We start from the raw sequence: 18,070 nt of genomic DNA, 5'->3' as shown, positions 1-18,070 counted from the left end.
CCTCTATTGTGCTTCCGTCACCGCGCGGAACCGCATCCGCGCCCGGTAGGACCGCCCATCACGGCGCGCCGCCACGTCGCTCGCCTCATGCCTCATCGACACCAGTCGATGCCCCACCGGCGACAGCGCCCCGCCCTCCAACACCGAGCGTACCCGCTCTGCGATGTCCGAAGCTTCTCGCCGCCCGGCCGAGCGCGAATTCACCGCCAGCTCGATCCGGTGCTCCATCGTCGGCACCTCATCCGAGTCCAGCGGCACCGACCGCACGTCGCCGATCGCCACGAACGGAAAAGTCGCGCCCTGCGGCACACCGTCGAACACCCCCGGCGCCGCCGGCAGGCCCGAAAGCCCCGCATCCTCGGTCAGCGCCCGGTAAATCTCCGCCATCACGGCATGACGCGCGTCGCTCATTCCTGCTCCTCCTCGCACAGCAAGGACAGGAACCGCCGCTGCGGGTCGAGATCCTCCACCGCCAGCACACGGTAGCGCCGCGCCCCGTCCACCAGCCGCGCCCCGCGCGCCACGCTGCCCGTGCGCCGCACCGTCACCCGGTGCGTCACCAGCCCCACCGCGCGACCGTCGTCCACCGTCTCGCGCCGCCGCCGCGGCTCCACCTGCGCAAACAGGCTCTCCACCGGCACCCACGTCCGCGTCGCCCCTCCGGCGCCGTCGGACACGTCGTTCGCCACCTCGAGCACCAGGCGGCGCCTCAGCTCGCCCGCGCCCGGCGTCACGACAGCCTCGGCATGCGATAAGGCGCCGTCAGCGCCGCCACACCCGACGCCACGTTCGCCGTCACCGCGCCGATCGCCGCCGCCTCACGCTGCTCGTACCAGTAGGACACCAGCATCAGCACCGCCTGCTTCAGCGACGCCGGAACATCCTCCGGCCCGCCATAGCCGCACGTCAGATCCACCTCGAGACCGTTCAGCGCCCGCGAGCCCCAGAACCGCCCCGCCCCCAGGCTCAGCCGCCCCGGCACACTCGCCGTGTCCACCACATAATCGCCCGGCGCCATCACCTCGGCGACACCGTCCGCGCCATAGACCGTCACCGCGTCCACGCTCTGCACCGGCCCCGGCGACAGGCGCATAACGCCCCCACGCGGCGGGCTGTCGCGATAGATGCGCCACCCTTGCGTGACCAGCACCCGGCCCGTCCGGCTCTCCACGTCCAGCCGCGCCGCCTTGATCAGCGCATCGACCTTCGCATCCTCGGCCGTTCCGTCGATCCGCGCATGAAGCTTCACCTCCTCGCGCGTCACCGGCTCGGCCACGGGCGGTGTCACCAGGATCGCCACCATCGTCTCACCCTTCGGTCAGCGCAGGACGAGACCAGCCGGCCGCGCCAGCCGCTCCCCCCGCGCACCATCCAACCACACAGAAAAAGGGGGCCAGAAACCTTCTGGCCCCACCCTCCGCCGGTCACCCGGCGATCGCCGCTACGCTGAAACTCAGGCGGCGAACTGCAGCAGCTTGATCGCGTCGAAGTCCTGCACGCCGCCGCCCACACGCTTCGTCGTGTAGAAGAGGACGTTCGGCTTGGCCGAATAGGGATCACGCAGAACCTTGATGCCCTGACGATCGACGATCAGATAGCCGCGACGGAAATCGCCGAACGCAATCGCGTTGGCACCCGTGGTGTTGAAGTCCGGCATGTCCTCGGCCTCCACGATCGGGAAGCTCATCAGACCGGCACGCCCACCCGGAACCGAAGGCGGCGTCCACAAATACTCGCCCTCGCCATCCTTCAACTTGCGGATATGCGCCTGCGTGCTGCGGTTCATCACAAAGTGCGCATTCTGGCGATAGGTCGCCTTCAGCGAATAGACGAGATCCACCAGCGCATCGGACGGCGCCACCGTCGGGAACGCCCCGTTCACGCCCGTCTTTTTCACGCCGATCGTCTCGGCATCGAGGTCACCCTCCACGCCGGTACCGGCATAAGTGATGATACCCTTCGGCTGCGTCGTGCCGTTGCCGATCACGAAGGCCTTCGTCTCCTGGTCCGCGAAGACCATCTCGATCTCGCTCGCCAACCACTCGCCAATGTCGATCGCCGCATCCTCGACCAGCACCGAAGAGGCCGCCGGAACTGCATAAAGCTCGCCCGTCGGGAAGTTCAGCGCCTTCAGCGACGTCGCGTCAGCCGTGCGCGCCGAAGTCTCGTCCGCCGCCCAAGCGCCGGTCAGACCGTTCGGAACCGCCTTGCGGAAGCTCGTCGAAGAGATCGAACGCACCGTCGCGATCTGACGGAACGGCGACAGCTCGGACAGACGGCGCATCACCTCCGCCTCGACCTCGATCGGCATCGCCAGACCACCGTCCGACGTCATCGCCTTGGTCTCGAGCTGGCGCATCGCCTGCTCGTCGCCGGAACGCACGAACGCGCTGAACGCGCTCTTCGTCTCGTTCGCCTGCACCGGAATGCCGCCCATCATCGCCGGACGCGAACCGCGCAGCACCATCTCGTCCATGCGGCGCTGCTGCGCATCCAGCGCAGCCTCCACACGGGCCAGCTTCTCGACGGTCAGGACGTCAGCGCCCTTCTTCTCGAGATCCGCCAGGCGGCGGTCGTTGGTCTCGCGGAAGACCTCAAACGCCCCCATCAACTCGCCGAACGCATTGTTCAGCTCGGCCTTGGTCTCGGGCGCACCCATCTGGTTATCCATCATCTACCTCGTTTGACGAAGAATGGCCGTTTCCCGACGCAGCAAGGCGACCAGCCCAGCGTCTACGGCAGCCTCGGGAGCCTCGCCCCCAGCCTCTGCGCGGCAGGCTCCCGCCGCCCGCGCCCTCGCCTCCGGCAGCATCGGCGACTTCACCACCGACACCTCCCAAAGGTCGATCTCAGTCAGCCGGCGCACCCGCGCCAGCCGATCCTCATCCGCACGCACCGTGCGAAACCCAATCGACAGACCGTCGAGCTCACCGGCCCGCATCCGCCCTCCGGCCCGCGCGGCGTCCGGCGACGACAGGATCTGCCCCTCGACCCACAGGCCGCGGCGATCCTCCTCCAACACCATCCAGAAACCGATCGCCGCCTTGGGGTCGTGCTCCAGCAGCATCCGAACCCCGTCCGCCCCGCGCAGCCTCAGCGTGCGCGTGAACGCCCCCGGCATCACGATGTCACCCGACAGATCCATCCGCCCGAACAGCGAGGCGTAGCCGCAGAAGCGCCCGTCCGCGTCCACCGACGCCAGCGACGCCGCATATTTGCGCTCCGGCGCCGCGCCCTCGCGCACCGCGATCACAACACGCCCCGCTTCTGCCGGAAGCTCACCACCCGCGGCTCGTTGCGGACCCGCTCCTCGAGCGCCACCTGCCCCACGACGCGGGCGAACTCGGCAAACACCTCGTCGTGCGCCACCGGCCGCATCGTCGTCAGACGCAACACCGGGTCGGCCGCTCTGCGAAACCATTCCACCATCAGGACTGTCCAAACATCTGGTTGAGCTTCGCGATCGCGTTCACGAACTCGGAAAAGCGCCGGTTCGAACGCGCCAACTCGCGCATGGTCCAGGCGAGCAGCCCCGACGAGGCGGACGCCCATAAAAAGAGAGCGAGGTGCGCCAGGTCACCTCGCTCCACGATCACCTGTGTGAGTGGATCCATCAGTCCGGTACGGCATCGCCGCCCCCTGCGTCCGCGGCCCCCTCGCCCGCGCCCGTTTCGCCGGCGAGGACGCCGTAACCGACCGCCGCCCGCTTCTCGTCGCGCGTCAGGAAGTCCGCCGCCATCACCCGCTCCCAGAGCGCGTCGCGCTCCACCGAGAGCGCCTCCACCCCATCGGAGTCGAACGCCAACCGCAGCCCCGGCTCATAGGCCGCCGTCAGCCAATTCCCCATCGCCTGAACCGTCCGGTTCACCAGCGGCAGCACCGTCTGACGCCAGAACGCCCGGTTCGCCTCGCGATAGTTCGCATACGTGTTGTCGCCCGGTATCCCGAGCAGCATCGGCGGCACACCAAACGCCAGCGCAATCTCACGCGCCGCCTGGTTCTTCGCCTCGATGAACTCCATGTCGCGCGGGCTCATCGCCATCGTCTTCCAGTCGAGCCCGCCCTCCAGCAGCAGCGGACGCCCCGCATTGCGCGCCCCCTGATACCCGTCCTCGAGCTCGGCCTTCAGCCGCTCGAACTGCTCGTCGTTCAGGTGCCCCTCACCCGAATAGACCAGCGCCCCAGAAGGCCGCGCCGAATTGTCGAGCAACGCCTTCGACCACGCTCCCGACGCGTTATGGATGTCGAGCGACGTCTGCGCCGCCTCGATCGGCGCGAACCCATAATGATCGTTCAGCGGATGAAACAGCGACAGGTGCAGCACCGGCGGCACCACCCCGTCCTGCTGAAACCGCACCGTGCGCCCGGCCACCTGATAGTCGAACGCCTGCGGCCACCCGTCCGGCCCCGCGATCACCTTCATTCGATCCGGCCGCAGCGCGAACAGCTCACGCGGCGCACCGTCCAGCATCACCACTTCCAGATACGCATTGCCGGCCACCATCAGGTGCCCGTAAATCGTCTCCATCAGCGACACACCGGGCTGCGCCGGGTTCGGCCGCTTCAGCATGTCCAAGAGCGGATGGTTCTCCACCTCCCGCTCGCCCTGATACAGAAGCCACGGCGCCGAGGCCGCCGCCTCCGCAATCATGCGCACCGAACGGAACACGATCGGGTTCTTCGCAAACCCCTCCTGCGCCAACGACGCATAGTCGCGCGGCGTCCAAACCGGACGGCCCAGAGCTTCCACGCTCATCAGCCGCCCCACGCGCGACGCCTTGGTCTCGCGTTTGCCAAAGATGCCCATCGCACCCCCTTCGGGACAAAAGAAAAGGGCGCCGCTAGGCGCCCTTGTTTCCGATCCAGCCTCGCCGGCCCGCTCAGCCGAGCCGCCTCACCCGCGGCACCGACACCGGCGCCTCCACGTTCAGCATCAGCGCCGTCAGCGCCCACACCAGCGCGTCGATCCGGTCCGGCGACGCCCCCTCTGACGTCCCCGCCGGAACGAAATTGCACATCTGGTCCTCGAGCTCCGGCAGCACGCCCACATGGCTTACCCGGCCCTGCTCATAAAGCTGCGCCACCGGCTCGGCCCTCAGCCACTTGCCGCGGGTCGCCCGCACCGGCGTGACCGGCACCGACGGGTCGACCTGCGCCACCACCGTCGCCACCATCTCGCCGCCCTGGTTCACCTCGGCCACCAGCTTGTCGGCTTCCAACGAGTGGTAAAGCCCCACCGCCCGCTCCGCCCACGCCTGCGGCGACGCGCGGTGCATCGTCCGATCGCTCAGCACATAGCCGCGCCCGTCCGTCCCAAGCCCCACCGCCACGATCCCGCACGCATCCGACTTCGCATGGCTCGTCGCCGGCGGATCCACCGCCACAACCACCCGCACCAGCTCTGGCGCCTCCTTCACGCGGTCCCGGTCCATCTGCGCCCGCTTCCACAAGGCGTCATCCCGGTCCTCGATCAGCTCGCCGTCCAGCTCCTGCCGCCCAAGCCGCGTGCCCTGGTACCGCTCCACCACCGCCGCCAGAAATCCCGGCGCCAGATTGGCCGTGTTCTCGGCCGACGCCATGCGGGACACCGCCGTGCGCCCATCGGCCAGCAGCGCCTTAAGCAGCGGCACCGCCCGTGGTGTCGTCGTCACCACCTGGCGCGGCCTCGCCCCCAGCCGCAGCCCGAACTGCAGCATGTCCCACGTCGCCTCGGCCTGCGGCCACTTCGCCAACTCGTCCGCCCACGCCGCATCGAACTGCGGCCCGCGCAAACTCTCCGGATCCGCCGCCGAAAAGAGCTGCGCCACCGCGCCATTCGGCCACTCCAGCCGCCTCCGCGACGGCTGCCACAGCGGACGCTCCCGCCGCGGCGCAATCGCCAATAGGCCCGAAACGCCCTCCACCATCACCTCGCGCGCATCCGCAAAGGTCTCGCCGACTAGGGCGATCCGCCCCGCCGGCTCCACCGCGAACGGCGCCCGCCCCATCACGACCCCCCTCACCCACTCGGCGCCCGCGCGCGTCTTACCCGCACCGCGCCCGCCCAGGATCAGCCACGTCGTCCAATCACCATCCGGCGGCAACTGCGCCTCGCGCGCCCACACCGCCCAGTCGCCGAGGAGCGCCTCCGCCGCCTCCGCAGGCAACTCCGCCAGAAACGCATCAAGCGTGCCCTCGTTCTCCAGGCACGCCCTCAACGCCTCCCGCAGCGCCCCCGCCGAACCCTCGCCCGACGACCGGTCCGCAGCCGCCCCGCCCCCCGCCGCGCCCGTCACTCAGTCGCCGGCGGCTGGCGGCGCCCCGGCACCAGCCTGTTCAACCTCTCCACCAGGTCCGCCCGCAGCCGGTCGAGATCCACCAGCCCCTTCTCGCCCTCGTCTCCCGCCAGCTTGCGGTCCAAGCTCAGCAGCGTCTCCATCGTCTTGGCGATCTCCGCCAGCACCTTGTTGTCCTTGATCAGGTCCGACCCGGCCTCGACCGCCCGGTCCTCGACCTCTTTCAATTGCCGCGACAAGGCATGGAACAACCGTTCCACGAGGCGCGCCCGTCCAGCCCGGCCCTCATGCGTCTCATCAGCCATCACGAGATCTCCACGCACTGCGCCCTGCGGCCCACGCTCCCGCGCCAACCCGCACAAGAAAAAAGGCGCGCCGCCCAACCGCGACGCGCCTCAAGGCGCTACTCAAAACACTCAGCCGCCGCACCGCTCAACTTCAGCAGCGCCGCACCCGCATGGGCGCGTTCAGGTCCCGCTCCCGACCATCGGGCACCCGCCCATGCGGCCCAACTCTGCGACTGTGTCACATCTCTACGTGATCATCGCGACGCTGTCAACCTATAGTTTCAGTGCCGCTCGCTCAAATTTTCTCGGGCCATTCTGCAAGGTGCTCTTCATAGCGCTCCACCGGAACGTCATCCTCGCTCACCACCCTGCCCCGCACCGAAATCCCGGCCTCGTGCACACTCTCCGCACGGCCCGAAATCAGCGGATGCCACCAAAACAAATCCCGCCCCTCTGCAACCAGACGGTAGGCACACGAGCGCGGCAACCAGGTGATCTTGCGCACCTCCTCCGGCGTCAGCTGCACGCAATCAGGCACGATCTCCGCCCGGTTCTCGTACGACCGGCACCGGCACGTTCCGTGGTCCAGCAGCGTGCACGCCACGTTCGTCCACGCGATCTCGCCCGTGTCCCAGTCTTCCAGCTTGTTGAGACAGCACCGCCCGCACCCGTCGCACAGCGATTCCCACTCCGCCGGGCTCATCTCCTCCAGCGACTTCACGCGCCAAAAGGGCTCACTCAATCTCGTCATCCATCAGAAAAACGCGGCCCTCGCGGTCCTCGACCGTCACCAGCCACAGGTCGCCGTCAAACCGAGCCTCACGCTCGATCCGCTCCGCCACCTGAAACCCCGGAACCGCTTCCATGATCCGCTCGAAGCCGCGGCCGCCATCCTCGCGCATGCGCGGCCCATAAAGGTCCACGCCATCGCCGTGCAAGCACTCGATGAAAATCGCACCCGCGCTGTCATCACCCCGGCGCGAGATCGATACGAACGCCCCAGCCGTGCGGCAACGACGGATATAGGCATCAACCCACATCTGCGCCCTCAGCCGCGGCGCCGGTCTGTCCAAGAAACTCATCGCAGGGAAGTGGCGTCAGGCCCCGCCGGATGCAAGCGCCCTGATGATCGCCTCGCGCGGCCCACCCGCCAAGCCGAGGTCCATAGCAAAGGAGTCCAGCGCCCGCTGCGTATTCGGTCCCATCCGGCCGTCCTCCGCCAGCGGCCCATACCCGCCGGCATTCAGACGCCTCTGTATCTCCAAAACGCTGAGGTCCGTCCGCGGCGCCGCCGGGGGCAACGGATCACCCGCGCTCAACGCCGCCATCAGCCCAACACTCGGCTCACCGGTGACCGGCAAACCCTGGTCCGCCTCGAACGCCTCGATCGCCTCGACCGTCACGTCGTCCAGCACACCGTCCGCCGGTCCATCATACCAGCCGCTCGCCCGCAGCGCCTCTTGAACAGCGCCCACCATCTGCGAAGACGGCGCGGACACATCCCTCACCGCCGCCACATCCAGCGGCGCGCCCTTCTGCGCGGACCCGTTGTGGGCCGCCATCGAGGTCACCTCGCCCCGGCCCCACAGCGGCGCCGGATGCCGTTCGTCCTGATCCCAGAGGGCGTTTCCGCCCACCATGAAACCGGTGATCGCAAAGCCCAGCGCCACGGCGGCGCCACCCTTGCGGCGGATCGCGCGCCGATACAAACGCCGCGCCGTCTCACCGGTCGCATGCGCCATCTCAGCCAGCGGAAAATCCATGATGCGGTGTGGCAAGTGCAGGGCCCCGTCCTCCTCGGCAAGACCCTCCCTCAAACCAATGAAAAGGATGTTAAACTTCCCCTGACTCAACACGGCGCAATCCACCTGTCGTTTCCAACCGCGCTGTTACCCGGCTCCGTTATGGTCCCGCCGTTGGACCTAAAACCGGAGCCAGATCATGAAGTTGATCTTCAAGCTCATTCTCCTCTGCGCCCTCATCGCCGCCGTCATGCCCGTCATCGCGCCCCAGTCACCCGTCAGCGCCGTCATCCGCGCCGCCGCCGCCGACGCCATGACCTTCTGCGAACGCCGCCCCGACGCCTGCGCCGAGGGCGCCCTCTTCGCCGAACAGACCCGGCGCGCCCTCTTCGCCCTCATCAGCCGCATCGGCGCCCCGTCGCAGAACCCCAATTCCCTCACCGACGATGATCGCGCCCTCGCCCCGGCGGCCCAGCCTCTGACCGCCCCGATCAAAGTTCAGACGACCCTCATCGCGCCGCCCCTCTCAGGCGACGCACCAGCCTCCGCCCAGGACCGCAAATCGGCCTTCGCAGGACACGGGAAATCCTTTAGCTATTGAAAAACCTTTCGTTGCGGGGCCCACTCCCATCCATGTCTGATCAGAAACTCCCGGAAAAAGCCTTCCCCGTCTCCTGGGACCAGTTCCACCGCGACTGCCGGGCACTCGCCTGGCGTCTCAACGGACACGGCCCCTTCGAGGCGATCATCTGCATCACCCGCGGCGGCCTCGTCCCCAGCGCCATCGTCGCCCGCGAACTCGGCGTGCGGGTGATCGACACGATCTGCATCGTCTCTTACGGCGAGTTCAAACAGCTCGAAAACCTCTCGGTTCTCAAAGACGTCGCGCCCAACGTGACCGACATCGACCCCAAGAAGCTTCTCATCGTCGACGACCTCGTCGACACGGGCAAAACCGCCCAGCTCGTGCGCGAGAAGCTTCCCGGCGTCCACGTCGCCACCGTCTACGCCAAGCCGAGCGGCCGCCCCCAGGTCGACACATTCGTCACAGAAGTCAGCCAGGACACCTGGATCTACTTCCCCTGGGACCTCGGCTACTCCTTCCAGCCGCCCATCCGCGGCCCGATCTGAGCCACGAAAAAAGCCCGGCCCGGCGCCCCTCACAAGGACCGCCGAACCGGGCTCTCATCACGCCAAAGGCCGCGCCTCAGCTTTCCGCCGGCGCCGCCTCGTCAGCCTCGCCGCGCTTCTTGCGCCGCCGGCTGCGCCCCGCCCCCGCCGGAACCGGGTTCACCGGCCTTTCACACTCGATCGTCCGCAGCGTTCGACCGTCGAACGCGATGCCGATCTCCCCCGACCGCAGCTTCAGCGCCGCATCGCCGAACACCACCCGCCTCCAACCCGACAATGCCGGTGCGTCCTGGCCTGACACGATCGCCTCGAGGTCGTCCACCGTCGCCAGCACCTTCGGCGCCACACCGTGCGCCTCCGCCGACAGCTTCAGCAGCACCTTCATCAACTCCACCGCCGAGCTCGCACCCTCGATGCTCGGCTTGCGCTTCGGCAGCGACGGCAAGCTATCCGCCGGGCGCCCCATCACCTCGTCGATCAAGGTCAGCACCGCCTGGCCCAGCCGCGACCGCTCGAACCCCTTCGGCACCGCCCTCAGCTTCGTCATCGCCGCCGCATTGCGCGGACGCTGCAACGCCAGCTCGTAGATCGCGTCGTCCTTCATCACGCGGTTGCGCGGAACGTCCCTCTCCCGTGCCTCCCGCTCGCGCAGCGCCGCAAGCTCCTGCAGCACGGCGAGCTCCACCGGCTGCCGCGCCCGCGCCTTCAGCCGCCTCCACGCATCCTCGGGCTTCAGGTCGTAGGTCTCGGGCGAGGCCAGCAGCGCCATCTCCTCCGCCACCCAGTCCTCGCGCCCCTTTTCCGCCAGCGTGTCGCGCAGATGGATGTAAACGTGCCGCAAATGCGTCACGTCGGCCATCGCATAGGTGAGCTGCGCCTCCGTCAGCGGCCGCGCCGACCAGTCCGTGAACCGGCTCGACTTGTCGACCATCGCGCCCGTCACCCGCTGCACGATCTGGTCGTACGCCACCGAATCGCCGAAGCCGCACACCATCGCGGCCACCTGCGTGTCGAACAGCGGCGACGGCACCTGCCCCGACAGATGGTGGAAGATCTCCACATCCTGCCGCGCAGCATGAAACACCTTCATCACCGCCTGGTTCGACAGCAGCGCGAACAAGGGTTCCAGCGACAGCCCTTCGGCCAACGGGTCGATGATCGCCGACTCGTCCATCGACGCGATCTGCACCAGGCACAGCTTCGGCCAGAACGTCGTCTCGCGCAAAAACTCGGTGTCCACGGTCACGAACGGCGCCGCGGACAAGCGCTCGCATAACGCGGCGAGCGCATCGGTTGTTGTGATCGTCTCCACTAGACCTGCGGCTTCACGGGACGCGGAAACACATCGGCATCTTCCATCGGCTGCGTCGGGAAGCCGGCAATGGAGCCCATCATCTCTCGGTCGCGCCCGATCTCCACCGGGCTGACCGCATACGCCGTCAGAAGCTCGGCGATCGACCTCAGCGCATGCATATGAATCCGCTCATATCCATGCGACGCATCCACACCAAAGGTCACCAACGCCGTCCTCACATCATACCCCGCTTCCAGCGCGGCCGCCGAATCGGAGCGATAAAACTTAAAGATATCCTTCTGGTAGCGGATATCATTCTCCTCGCAGAGCTTCACCAGCTTCTGCGTCAAATGCCAGTCGAACGGGCCGGCCTGATCGGCCATGCCGATCGTCACACCGAACTCGCTCGAATTCTGTCCCGGCGCCGTCGTGCCATTGTCGATGGTGATCAACGACGCAATGTCGTCCGTCAGCACCGATGCACCGCCGATGCCAATCTCCTCGGCGATCGAAAAAATGAAGAAAAGATCCACCGGCAGCTCGGCCTTGGCCCGCACCAGCGCATCCATCGTCGCAAACAGAACCGCCACGCCCGCCTTGTCGTCGAGATGACGCGAGACGATGAAATCGTTGTCGGTGAACTCCGGCATCGGGTCGATCGCGATGAGATCGCCCACCGCAAAGCCGAGCCGCTCAAGATCATACTGATCCTTCACGATTGCATCGACCCGAAGCTCGACGTTCGACCACGCCACCGGCTGCGTATCCACCTCCTCGTTGAAGGTGTGGCCCGATGCCTTCAAAGGCAGAATCGTCCCGCGATACGCGCCCTTGTCGGTGAAAATCGTCGTGCGCGCCCCTTCGGCGAAGCGCGCCGACCAGTTGCCCACGGGCGTCACTTCCAGACGCCCGTTCGGCTTCAACATCTTCACCTGCGCGCCCAGCGTGTCCAGATGCGCGATCATCGCCCGCGCGCCCAGCGGGCTCTTGCCCGGAAGTCGCGCCCGGATCGCACCGCGCCGGGTGATCTCCATCTCCAGCCCCAGCCGCCGAAGCTCCCCCACCGCCGCACGCACGATGGTATCCGTATACCCCGTCGGTGAGGCGATCGACAGCAACTCAGCCAGCGTATCCTTCAGATAGACGGTATCAATCGTCAGTCGGGACACTGTTCCCCCGTGTCGAGCGTTTGGCGGGACGCCTGGCGTGCCGCATGCGGAATCGACTGCGGGAATAGCAGATCAATGAAGCGCTCGGCAGTGGGTTGCGGCTCATGATTTGCCAGCCCCGGCCGCTCGTTCGCCTCGATGAACTTATATTTCGCGCCCAAATGCGAGGGCACCAGCAAGTCCACACCCACCACGGGGATGTCCACGGCCCGCGAAATGCGCACCGCCGCATCGACCAAAGTCGGATGCACATGGTCCGTCACGTCGTGGATCGTGCCTCCCGTGTGGAGGTTCGCCGTGCGCCTCACCTGGATCTCGCGCCCCTCCTCGGGCACGTCGGCCATCGTGAAGCCCTCCAGGCGCAGGCACCGCTCGGTCTCGGCGTCCATCGGAATGTTCGCCTCTCCGCCCGTCGCCGCCGCCCGCCGCCGGCTCTGCTTCTGGATCAGCTCCCGCGCCGTCGAATGGCCGTCGCCATAGATTCGCGCCGCCCGGCGCACCGCCGCCGCCACGACCCGGTGGTCGATCACCACAAGCCGCAGATCGTCACCCTCGCAAAATTCTTCGACGAGAACGCGCTCGCACACCTCGCGCGCCCGTGCGAACGCGCCGTCGATGTCGTCGTCCTTCGTCAGACCGACCGCGATCCCGCGCCCCTGCTCGCCGCGCGCCGGCTTGATCACGATCTTCTCGTGCGTCTCGAAAAAGGCCCGCACGTCGTCCGCGGATGCCGCCTCGATCTCGTCCGGCACGTCCACGCCCGCCGCTTCGACGATCTTGCGCGTCACCGCCTTGTCGTCACAAATCGACATGGCGACCGCGCTCGTCATCTCCGACAGCGACTCGCGGCACTTGATCGACCGACCGCCATAGGTCAGCCGGAAATAACCGTGCTCGGCCGAAATCAGCTCGACGTCGATGCCCCGCCGCCGCGCCTCTTCGACGATGATCCGCGCATAAGGGTTCAAATCCACCTCGGGCGCAGGTCCCGCGAACAGCCGCTCGTTGATGGGGTTCTTCCGCTTCAGCGTATAAACCTGCAGCCGCTCGAACCCCAGCTTCTCATAAAGCTGGATCGCCAAGTCGTTGTCGTGCAGCACCGACAGATCCAACGTCGCACACCCGCGCTCCTTGAAGATCTCCGCCAGCCGCCGCACCAACGCCTCACCGACGCCCGAGCAGCGCGTCTGCGGGTCCACCGCCAGACACCACAGCGACGTTCCCATCCGCTTGTCGCCGAACGCCCGCGCATGGTCGATCCCGGTAACGGTGCCGATGATCGCGCCCGTCACCTCGTCCTCGGCCACCAGATAGGTGAACGCCCTGGAATCGCGGCGGCGCCAGAAGAAATCCGGCCGCACCGGCACCATACCGCGTGCCGAATAGATCCGGTTGACCGCCTCCGCATCCTCCTCGTTCGCCACCCTGCGCACGACATAGCCCTCGGGCTTGCGGTCCGACGGCTGATAGGTGGAAAGCTCCAGCCGGAAGGCATGGCTCGGGTCCAGGAAAAGCTCCAGCGGCGCCGCCGACAGCATCACATGCGGCTCTTCCACGTAGAAGGCGATGTCCCGCCGCCCCGGACCCTCGTCGCGCATGGCGTCCGCCAGCACGCTCGCGGACTCGTAAGTGTCCGCGAAATGCAGCGTGCCCCAGCCGCAATCGAGCGAAACGTTGGTCGTCTCCGCCGTCCGCGGCACAGCCTCTTTTGCGTCGTCGTTTGTCACAGCGTCAGCAACTTCGGACATGACACCCCTCAAATCCGATGGGACTGCAACCACATCTCAAGGAGCGCAACCTGCCACAATTCCGACCCCCGCAGCGGCGTAATGTGCGCCGGGGGATCAGCCAGCAGCTTGTCCAAATACGCCGGGTTGAACAACCCGCGCGTCTTCGCGGCCGAAGCGCCCAACACGTCCTCGACCATCTCCTTCACCGGATCCGAAATATATTTCAGTGCCGGTACAGGGAAATATCCCTTCTTCCGGTCAATGATCTCATGCGGCACAAGTTGCCGCGCCACGTCCTTCAAAACGCCCTTGCCGTTCTCCTTCAGCTTGTGCTCCGGCGGAATCCGCGCCGCCAGCTCACACAGCTCGTGATCCAGGAACGGAACGCGCGCCTCCAGCCCCCAGGCCATCGTCATCGCGTCCACCCGCTTCACCGGGTCGTCCACCAGCATCACCGTCGAGTCGATCCTGAGTGCCTTGTCGACCGGATCGTCCGCGCCCGGAATGGCGAACTGCTCGCGCACGAAGTCCAGCGCCGCATCATGATCCGCCAGATAAGGCGCCGAGATCTCCGCCTTCATCCGCGCATAATCTCGGTCGAAGAAGGCCTTGGAGTACGCCGCCAGCGGATCGTTCGCCGACGCCATCGGCGGATACCAATGGTAGCCGCCGAAGATCTCGTCCGCCCCCTGGCCGGACTGCACGACCTTGATCGACTTCGCCACCTCCCGCGACAGCAGGAAGAAACCGATATTGTCGTACGACACCATCGGCTCCGGCATCGCGTTCACCGCGTTCGGCAACTCCTCGATCATCTCGCGCGACGACACGTGGATCCGGTGATGATCCGTCGCGAACCGCTTGGCGATGATGTCGGAAAACTCGAACTCGTTGCCGACCTCGCCGTGCGCATCCTCAAAGCCGATGGAGAAGGTCTTCAGATCCTTCTGCCCCGCCTGAGCCAACAGCGCCACGATCACCGAAGAGTCCACGCCGCCCGACAAGAGGACGCCCACCGGAACATCCGCCACCATGCGCCGGTCCACCGCCAGCTTCAGCGCCGCCATCACCCGGTCGCGCCACTCCTCGCCCGACACCTTCAGGTCGTCGGCCGATCGCCCATAATCCACGCGCCAATAAACGGTGTCCTTCGACGTCCCGTCCGGCTCCACCACACGCACCGTCGCCGGCGGCAGCTTGCGCACCCCGTTCAAAATCGTACGCGGCGGCGGCACCACCGCGTGAAACGACATATAATGGTTGAGCGCCACCGGATCGATCGACGTGTCGACGTCACCCGCCGCCAACAGCGCCTGCAGCGACGATGCGAACCTGATCCTCTTATGCCCTTCGGCATAATAGAACGGCTTGATGCCGAACCTGTCGCGCCCCATCACCACGCGCTGGGAGTCGCGCTCATGGATCACGAAGGCGAACATGCCGTGGAAGCGCTTCACGCACTCGGTGCCCCAAGCGTGATAGGCCTTGAGGATCACCTCCGTGTCACCGGACGAGAAGAAGCGATAGCCCTTTCCCTCCAGCTCGGCCCTCAGCTCCGGGTAGTTGTAAATGCAGCCGTTGAAGACGATCGACAGACCCAGCTCCGGGTCCGTCATCGGCTGCGCCGAACGCACCGATAGGTCGATGATCGTCAGCCGCCGATGCCCGAACGCAAACCTGTCACGGGCCAATATGCCGGCGCCATCCGGCCCCCGAGGGGCCATCGCGTCCGCCATCTTGATCACCGCCGGAACCGAGGCCGACTGACCGTCGAACCGCACTTCTCCGCAGATGCCACACATGAAGCGATCATTCCCTGTTCGGGACGCTAACTAGGTGAACATGCCTCAGAAAGATAGGGTTGCGTGAAACAGAACCTGCGCTAAAGGGCCCGCTTCAGTCGCGCCGACCTCAGTCATCGTCCCTATATCTTCGAGAGACATCAGCCGTCGCCGGCCCACGATCTCTCGAAGATCCTCACGGATCGGACCTGAAATGTCGAGGTCGCACCGCGGACGTCTCTCCGGCTTCATGTCCACGCTGCGCAATCACGTCACCGCCCTCCGGCCTCATCCGTCCGCGACACCCGCCGCGGCGCCCCCGGCATCGCGCGGCCTAATCGCCCCGCCGTGTCGCCCCGGACCCTCGCCGGATCCACTCCCCCGGCTGACGTTCGCCACCACCGGCAAAGTCCTGTACCGCCATCCCGCAGCACCCGAGCCACCCGGCGGCCAGCTCCATCGACCGGCCCGCCACCCGGAGGAACCGCCCCGTGTCCGATCACGCCCCGTCCGACCCCGTCCTCTTCGCCCGCAGCGACGACGGCATCGCCACTATCACCCTCAACCGGCCCGACACGCGCAACGCCATCTCTGACCTTCCGATGATCGACGCCCTCCTCGCCGCACTCGACGAGGCCGACCGCGACATCACCATCCGCTGCGTCATCCTCACCGGCGCCGGATCAGCCTTCTCCTCCGGCGGCAACCTCAAGACCATGTCAGGCCCCGGCGGCCTCGCCGACGACCTTCCCGCCCAAACCCGCCGCAACTACCGCACCGGCATCCAGCGCATCCCCCTCGCCATGGAGGCGCTGGAGGTGCCCGTCATCGCCGCCGTCAACGGCCCCGCCATCGGCGCAGGTTGCGACCTCACCCTCATGTGCGACCTCAGAATCGCCTCCGAGACCGCCCGCTTCGCCGAAAGCTTCGTCAAAGTCGGCATCATCCCCGGCGACGGCGGCGCGTGGCTTCTTCCGCGCGTCGTCGGCTTCTCCAAAGCCTGCGAAATGGCCCTCACCGGCGACGCCATCGACGCCGCCGAAGCCCTCTCCTGCGGCCTCGTCTCCCGCGTCGTCCCCGCCGATCGGCTCATGGACGAAGCCCGCGCCCTCGCCGCCCGCATCACCGCCAATCCGCCCCACGTCGTGCGCATGACCAAACGGCTCCTGCGCCAGGCCGGCCAGGTCAGCCTCTCCGCCTGCCTCGACATGTCGGCCGCCAGCCAGGCCCTCGCCCACGCCACCGCCGACCACACCGAGGCCGTCGCCGCCATGCTTACCAAACGCAAACCCACCTTCACCGGCCGCTGAGAGACGCCCGACAAATAGGTGCCACCACACACAATGGACGCAGCCATGCATTAAGTGGCGTAGCACGAATCTGCCGCGCCCCCATTTTGCACCCCGCGCCAATTCCGGCGCGCGGAGCCCACCATGAAGCCCAATTGGACCCTCCTGGCGCTCGCCGTCGGCGCCTTCAGCATCGGAACCACCGAGTTCACACCCATGGGCCTGCTGCCCACGATCGCCGCCGGTGTCGACGTCACGATCCCCACCGCCGGCATGCTCGTCACCGCCTACGCCGTCGGCGTCATGGTTGGCGCGCCGGTCATGACGCTCGCCCTCACCCGCCTTCGCACCAAAACCGCCCTCATCTCCCTCATGGCGATCTTCACCGTCGGTAACATCCTCTCCGCCGCCGCGCCCGATTTCTGGACCCTCATGGGCGCGCGCATCGTCACCAGCTTCAACCACGGCGCCTTCTTCGGCCTCGGCGCAGTGCTCGCCACCAAAGTCGTCCCCGCCGACAAAGCCGGCAGCGCGATCGCCACCATGTTCCTCGGCCTCACCGTCGCCAACATCGGCGGCGTGCCCCTCGCCACCGCCCTCGGCAACGCCATCGGCTGGCGCGCCACATTCGCCGCCATCGCCCTCCTCGGCCTCGCCTCCATGGCTTCCCTCGCCCTCGCCCTGCCGCGCGGTGCCCCCGGCGCCATGCCCGACGTGCGCGCCGAACTCGCCGTCCTCACCCGTCCCGCCGTCCTCAACGCTCTCGCCACCACGGTCGTCGGCGCCTCGGCGATGTTCGCCCTCTACACCTACGTCACCCCCACCGTGATGACCCTCGCCGATGCCAGCGAAGGCTTCGTCACCGTCGGCCTCGTCCTCATCGGCGTCGGCTTCACCGTCGGCTCCCACCTCTCCGGAAAGCTCGCCGACCGCTCGGTCGACGGCACCCTCGTCGGCTTCCTCGCCTTCACCGCCGCCGTCCTCCTCACCTTCCCGCTCGTCGCCACGACGCCTGCCATGGCCGCCCTCTGGCTCTTCCTCTTCGGCATCGGCGCCTTCGGTACCGTCCCGCCGGTTCAGATGCGCGTCATGACCACAGCCGCCGAGGCCCCCGGTCTCGCCTCGTCGATCAACATCGGCGCCTTCAATCTCGGCAATGCCATCGGCGCGGCCGCCGGCGGCGCCGTCCTTTCGGCCGGCCTCGGCTACGCCGCGATCCCCATCGCGGCATCCGTGTTCACCCTCGCCGGAATCGCCTTGGTTCTTCTCGCGAAGGCGGGCCGGAGCGACAGCCGCACCGCCACCACCGCAGCGACCGGCTGACGCCCCCGCCTTCCCATCGCGTCACACCCATGAAATAGGTACGCACGGC

General features: G+C 67.2%; 21 protein-coding genes. 4 read left to right on the top strand and 17 right to left on the bottom strand.

All coding sequences use genetic code 11. The features are described 5' to 3' along the window. Window positions 1–3 precede the first annotated feature (3 nt). The 13 genes from BIX52_RS10730 to BIX52_RS10670 all read right to left on the bottom strand — a co-directional run bounded on the left by BIX52_RS10730 (window position 4) and on the right by BIX52_RS10670 (window position 8,430). A complete protein-coding gene (locus BIX52_RS10730; protein WP_075221054.1) occupies window positions 4–411 on the bottom strand; it encodes a DUF3168 domain-containing protein in 408 nt (135 codons plus the stop codon). Further along, complete coding sequence (locus tag BIX52_RS10725) at window positions 408–734, bottom strand: phage head closure protein (protein WP_075221053.1); 327 nt, start codon at window positions 732–734, stop codon at window positions 408–410. The genes BIX52_RS10730 and BIX52_RS10725 overlap by 4 nt, the downstream gene beginning before the upstream one ends. Continuing rightward, window positions 731–1,303, bottom strand: a complete 573-nt coding sequence (locus BIX52_RS10720) for a head-tail connector protein (RefSeq protein WP_075221052.1) — start codon at window positions 1,301–1,303, stop codon at window positions 731–733. Before BIX52_RS10720 ends, BIX52_RS10725 begins: the two co-directional genes overlap by 4 nt. 150 nt (window positions 1,304–1,453) lie before the next feature. Further along, a complete protein-coding gene (locus BIX52_RS10715) occupies window positions 1,454–2,674 on the bottom strand; it encodes a phage major capsid protein (protein ID WP_075221051.1) in 1,221 nt (406 codons plus the stop codon). Continuing rightward, window positions 2,675–3,253, bottom strand: coding sequence for an HK97 family phage prohead protease (locus BIX52_RS10710; RefSeq protein ID WP_157956245.1), 579 nt, complete (start codon window positions 3,251–3,253; stop codon window positions 2,675–2,677). It abuts the gene before it with no gap. Further along, window positions 3,250–3,429, bottom strand: coding sequence for a hypothetical protein (locus BIX52_RS23245; protein ID WP_075221050.1), 180 nt, complete (start codon window positions 3,427–3,429; stop codon window positions 3,250–3,252). The genes BIX52_RS10710 and BIX52_RS23245 overlap by 4 nt, the downstream gene beginning before the upstream one ends. Continuing rightward, window positions 3,429–3,614: a hypothetical protein gene (locus tag BIX52_RS10700; protein ID WP_075221049.1), complete on the bottom strand. Its 186-nt coding sequence runs from the start codon at window positions 3,612–3,614 to the stop codon at window positions 3,429–3,431. The genes BIX52_RS23245 and BIX52_RS10700 overlap by 1 nt, the downstream gene beginning before the upstream one ends. Then, window positions 3,614–4,807, bottom strand: coding sequence for a phage portal protein (locus BIX52_RS10695; protein WP_075221048.1), 1,194 nt, complete (start codon window positions 4,805–4,807; stop codon window positions 3,614–3,616). The genes BIX52_RS10700 and BIX52_RS10695 overlap by 1 nt, the downstream gene beginning before the upstream one ends. A gap of 73 nt (window positions 4,808–4,880) precedes the next feature. After that, complete coding sequence (locus BIX52_RS10690) at window positions 4,881–6,197, bottom strand: DNA-packaging protein (RefSeq protein ID WP_108676546.1); 1,317 nt, start codon at window positions 6,195–6,197, stop codon at window positions 4,881–4,883. A gap of 74 nt (window positions 6,198–6,271) precedes the next feature. Beyond that, window positions 6,272–6,580: a hypothetical protein gene (locus BIX52_RS10685; protein ID WP_075221047.1), complete on the bottom strand. Its 309-nt coding sequence runs from the start codon at window positions 6,578–6,580 to the stop codon at window positions 6,272–6,274. A gap of 277 nt (window positions 6,581–6,857) precedes the next feature. After that, window positions 6,858–7,313, bottom strand: coding sequence for a YcgN family cysteine cluster protein (locus BIX52_RS10680; protein ID WP_108676530.1), 456 nt, complete (start codon window positions 7,311–7,313; stop codon window positions 6,858–6,860). Next, on the bottom strand, window positions 7,297–7,602 hold the full coding sequence (locus BIX52_RS10675; protein WP_157956244.1) for a DUF1491 family protein: 306 nt from the start codon (window positions 7,600–7,602) through the stop codon (window positions 7,297–7,299). The genes BIX52_RS10680 and BIX52_RS10675 overlap by 17 nt, the downstream gene beginning before the upstream one ends. Window positions 7,603–7,659: 57 nt before the next feature. After that, entirely contained in the window at window positions 7,660–8,430 is a 771-nt protein-coding gene (locus BIX52_RS10670; protein ID WP_108676529.1) for a peptidoglycan-binding domain-containing protein, read from the bottom strand. A gap of 73 nt (window positions 8,431–8,503) precedes the next feature. Here BIX52_RS10670 and BIX52_RS10665 point away from each other — a divergent pair, with 73 nt between their 5' ends. Beyond that, on the top strand, window positions 8,504–8,905 hold the full coding sequence (locus BIX52_RS10665; protein WP_075221043.1) for a hypothetical protein: 402 nt from the start codon (window positions 8,504–8,506) through the stop codon (window positions 8,903–8,905). Between the two features lie 32 nt (window positions 8,906–8,937). Next, on the top strand, window positions 8,938–9,435 hold the full coding sequence (gene gpt / locus BIX52_RS10660) for a xanthine phosphoribosyltransferase (protein WP_075221042.1): 498 nt from the start codon (window positions 8,938–8,940) through the stop codon (window positions 9,433–9,435). Window positions 9,436–9,511: 76 nt separating this feature from the next. Here gpt and rnd read toward each other — a convergent pair whose 3' ends face one another. Genes rnd through BIX52_RS10640 form a run of 4 tightly spaced genes read right to left on the bottom strand, consistent with a single transcriptional unit; the run spans window position 9,512 to window position 15,430 of the window. Continuing rightward, window positions 9,512–10,747: a ribonuclease D gene (gene rnd / locus BIX52_RS10655; protein WP_075221041.1), complete on the bottom strand. Its 1,236-nt coding sequence runs from the start codon at window positions 10,745–10,747 to the stop codon at window positions 9,512–9,514. Beyond that, window positions 10,747–11,898, bottom strand: a complete 1,152-nt coding sequence (locus tag BIX52_RS10650) for an osmoprotectant NAGGN system M42 family peptidase (RefSeq protein ID WP_075221040.1) — start codon at window positions 11,896–11,898, stop codon at window positions 10,747–10,749. Before BIX52_RS10650 ends, rnd begins: the two co-directional genes overlap by 1 nt. Then, entirely contained in the window at window positions 11,886–13,646 is a 1,761-nt protein-coding gene (gene ngg / locus BIX52_RS10645; RefSeq protein ID WP_083660162.1) for an N-acetylglutaminylglutamine synthetase, read from the bottom strand. Before ngg ends, BIX52_RS10650 begins: the two co-directional genes overlap by 13 nt. An 8-nt stretch (window positions 13,647–13,654) precedes the next feature. Further along, window positions 13,655–15,430 carry an N-acetylglutaminylglutamine amidotransferase gene (locus tag BIX52_RS10640; RefSeq protein ID WP_075221038.1) on the bottom strand — a complete coding sequence of 592 codons (1,776 nt, stop codon included), beginning with the start codon at window positions 15,428–15,430 and terminating at the stop codon, window positions 13,655–13,657. Between the two features lie 470 nt (window positions 15,431–15,900). Between BIX52_RS10640 and BIX52_RS10635 the strand changes: the two genes are divergently transcribed. Both BIX52_RS10635 and BIX52_RS10630 read left to right on the top strand, forming a co-directional pair. Next, window positions 15,901–16,719 (top strand): crotonase/enoyl-CoA hydratase family protein, encoded by an 819-nt coding sequence (locus BIX52_RS10635; RefSeq protein WP_075221037.1) that lies wholly within the window; start codon window positions 15,901–15,903, stop codon window positions 16,717–16,719. A 123-nt stretch (window positions 16,720–16,842) separates the two neighbouring features. After that, window positions 16,843–18,021, top strand: coding sequence for an MFS transporter (locus BIX52_RS10630; RefSeq protein ID WP_075221036.1), 1,179 nt, complete (start codon window positions 16,843–16,845; stop codon window positions 18,019–18,021). Window positions 18,022–18,070: the final 49 nt, after the last annotated feature.

Origin of the sequence: Acuticoccus yangtzensis (genome assembly GCF_001927245.1) — a bacterium.
GTDB classification, from domain to species: domain Bacteria; phylum Pseudomonadota; class Alphaproteobacteria; order Rhizobiales; family Amorphaceae; genus Acuticoccus; species Acuticoccus yangtzensis.
Note: the sequence above shows the minus strand (reverse complement) of the source record. Positions and strands in the feature narration are given on the sequence as shown.

Bases quoted from the DNA above. Each gene is read 5' to 3' on its own strand.
- BIX52_RS10730 (WP_075221054.1), bottom strand. From the start codon at position 411: ATGAGCGACGCGCGTCATGCCGTGATGGCGGAGATTTACCGGGCGCTG.
- BIX52_RS10720 (WP_075221052.1), bottom strand. From the start codon at position 1,303: ATGGTGGCGATCCTGGTGACACCGCCCGTGGCCGAGCCGGTGACGCGC.
- BIX52_RS10715 (WP_075221051.1), bottom strand. From the start codon at position 2,674: ATGATGGATAACCAGATGGGTGCGCCCGAGACCAAGGCCGAGCTGAAC.
- BIX52_RS23245 (WP_075221050.1), bottom strand. From the start codon at position 3,429: ATGGTGGAATGGTTTCGCAGAGCGGCCGACCCGGTGTTGCGTCTGACG.
- BIX52_RS10700 (WP_075221049.1), bottom strand. From the start codon at position 3,614: ATGGATCCACTCACACAGGTGATCGTGGAGCGAGGTGACCTGGCGCAC.
- BIX52_RS10695 (WP_075221048.1), bottom strand. From the start codon at position 4,807: ATGGGCATCTTTGGCAAACGCGAGACCAAGGCGTCGCGCGTGGGGCGG.
- BIX52_RS10685 (WP_075221047.1), bottom strand. From the start codon at position 6,580: ATGGCTGATGAGACGCATGAGGGCCGGGCTGGACGGGCGCGCCTCGTG.
- BIX52_RS10680 (WP_108676530.1), bottom strand. From the start codon at position 7,313: ATGACGAGATTGAGTGAGCCCTTTTGGCGCGTGAAGTCGCTGGAGGAG.
- BIX52_RS10675 (WP_157956244.1), bottom strand. From the start codon at position 7,602: ATGTGGGTTGATGCCTATATCCGTCGTTGCCGCACGGCTGGGGCGTTC.
- BIX52_RS10665 (WP_075221043.1), top strand. From the start codon at position 8,504: ATGAAGTTGATCTTCAAGCTCATTCTCCTCTGCGCCCTCATCGCCGCC.
- gpt (WP_075221042.1), top strand. From the start codon at position 8,938: ATGTCTGATCAGAAACTCCCGGAAAAAGCCTTCCCCGTCTCCTGGGAC.
- ngg (WP_083660162.1), bottom strand. From the start codon at position 13,646: ATGTCCGAAGTTGCTGACGCTGTGACAAACGACGACGCAAAAGAGGCT.
- BIX52_RS10640 (WP_075221038.1), bottom strand. From the start codon at position 15,430: ATGTGTGGCATCTGCGGAGAAGTGCGGTTCGACGGTCAGTCGGCCTCG.
- BIX52_RS10630 (WP_075221036.1), top strand. From the start codon at position 16,843: ATGAAGCCCAATTGGACCCTCCTGGCGCTCGCCGTCGGCGCCTTCAGC.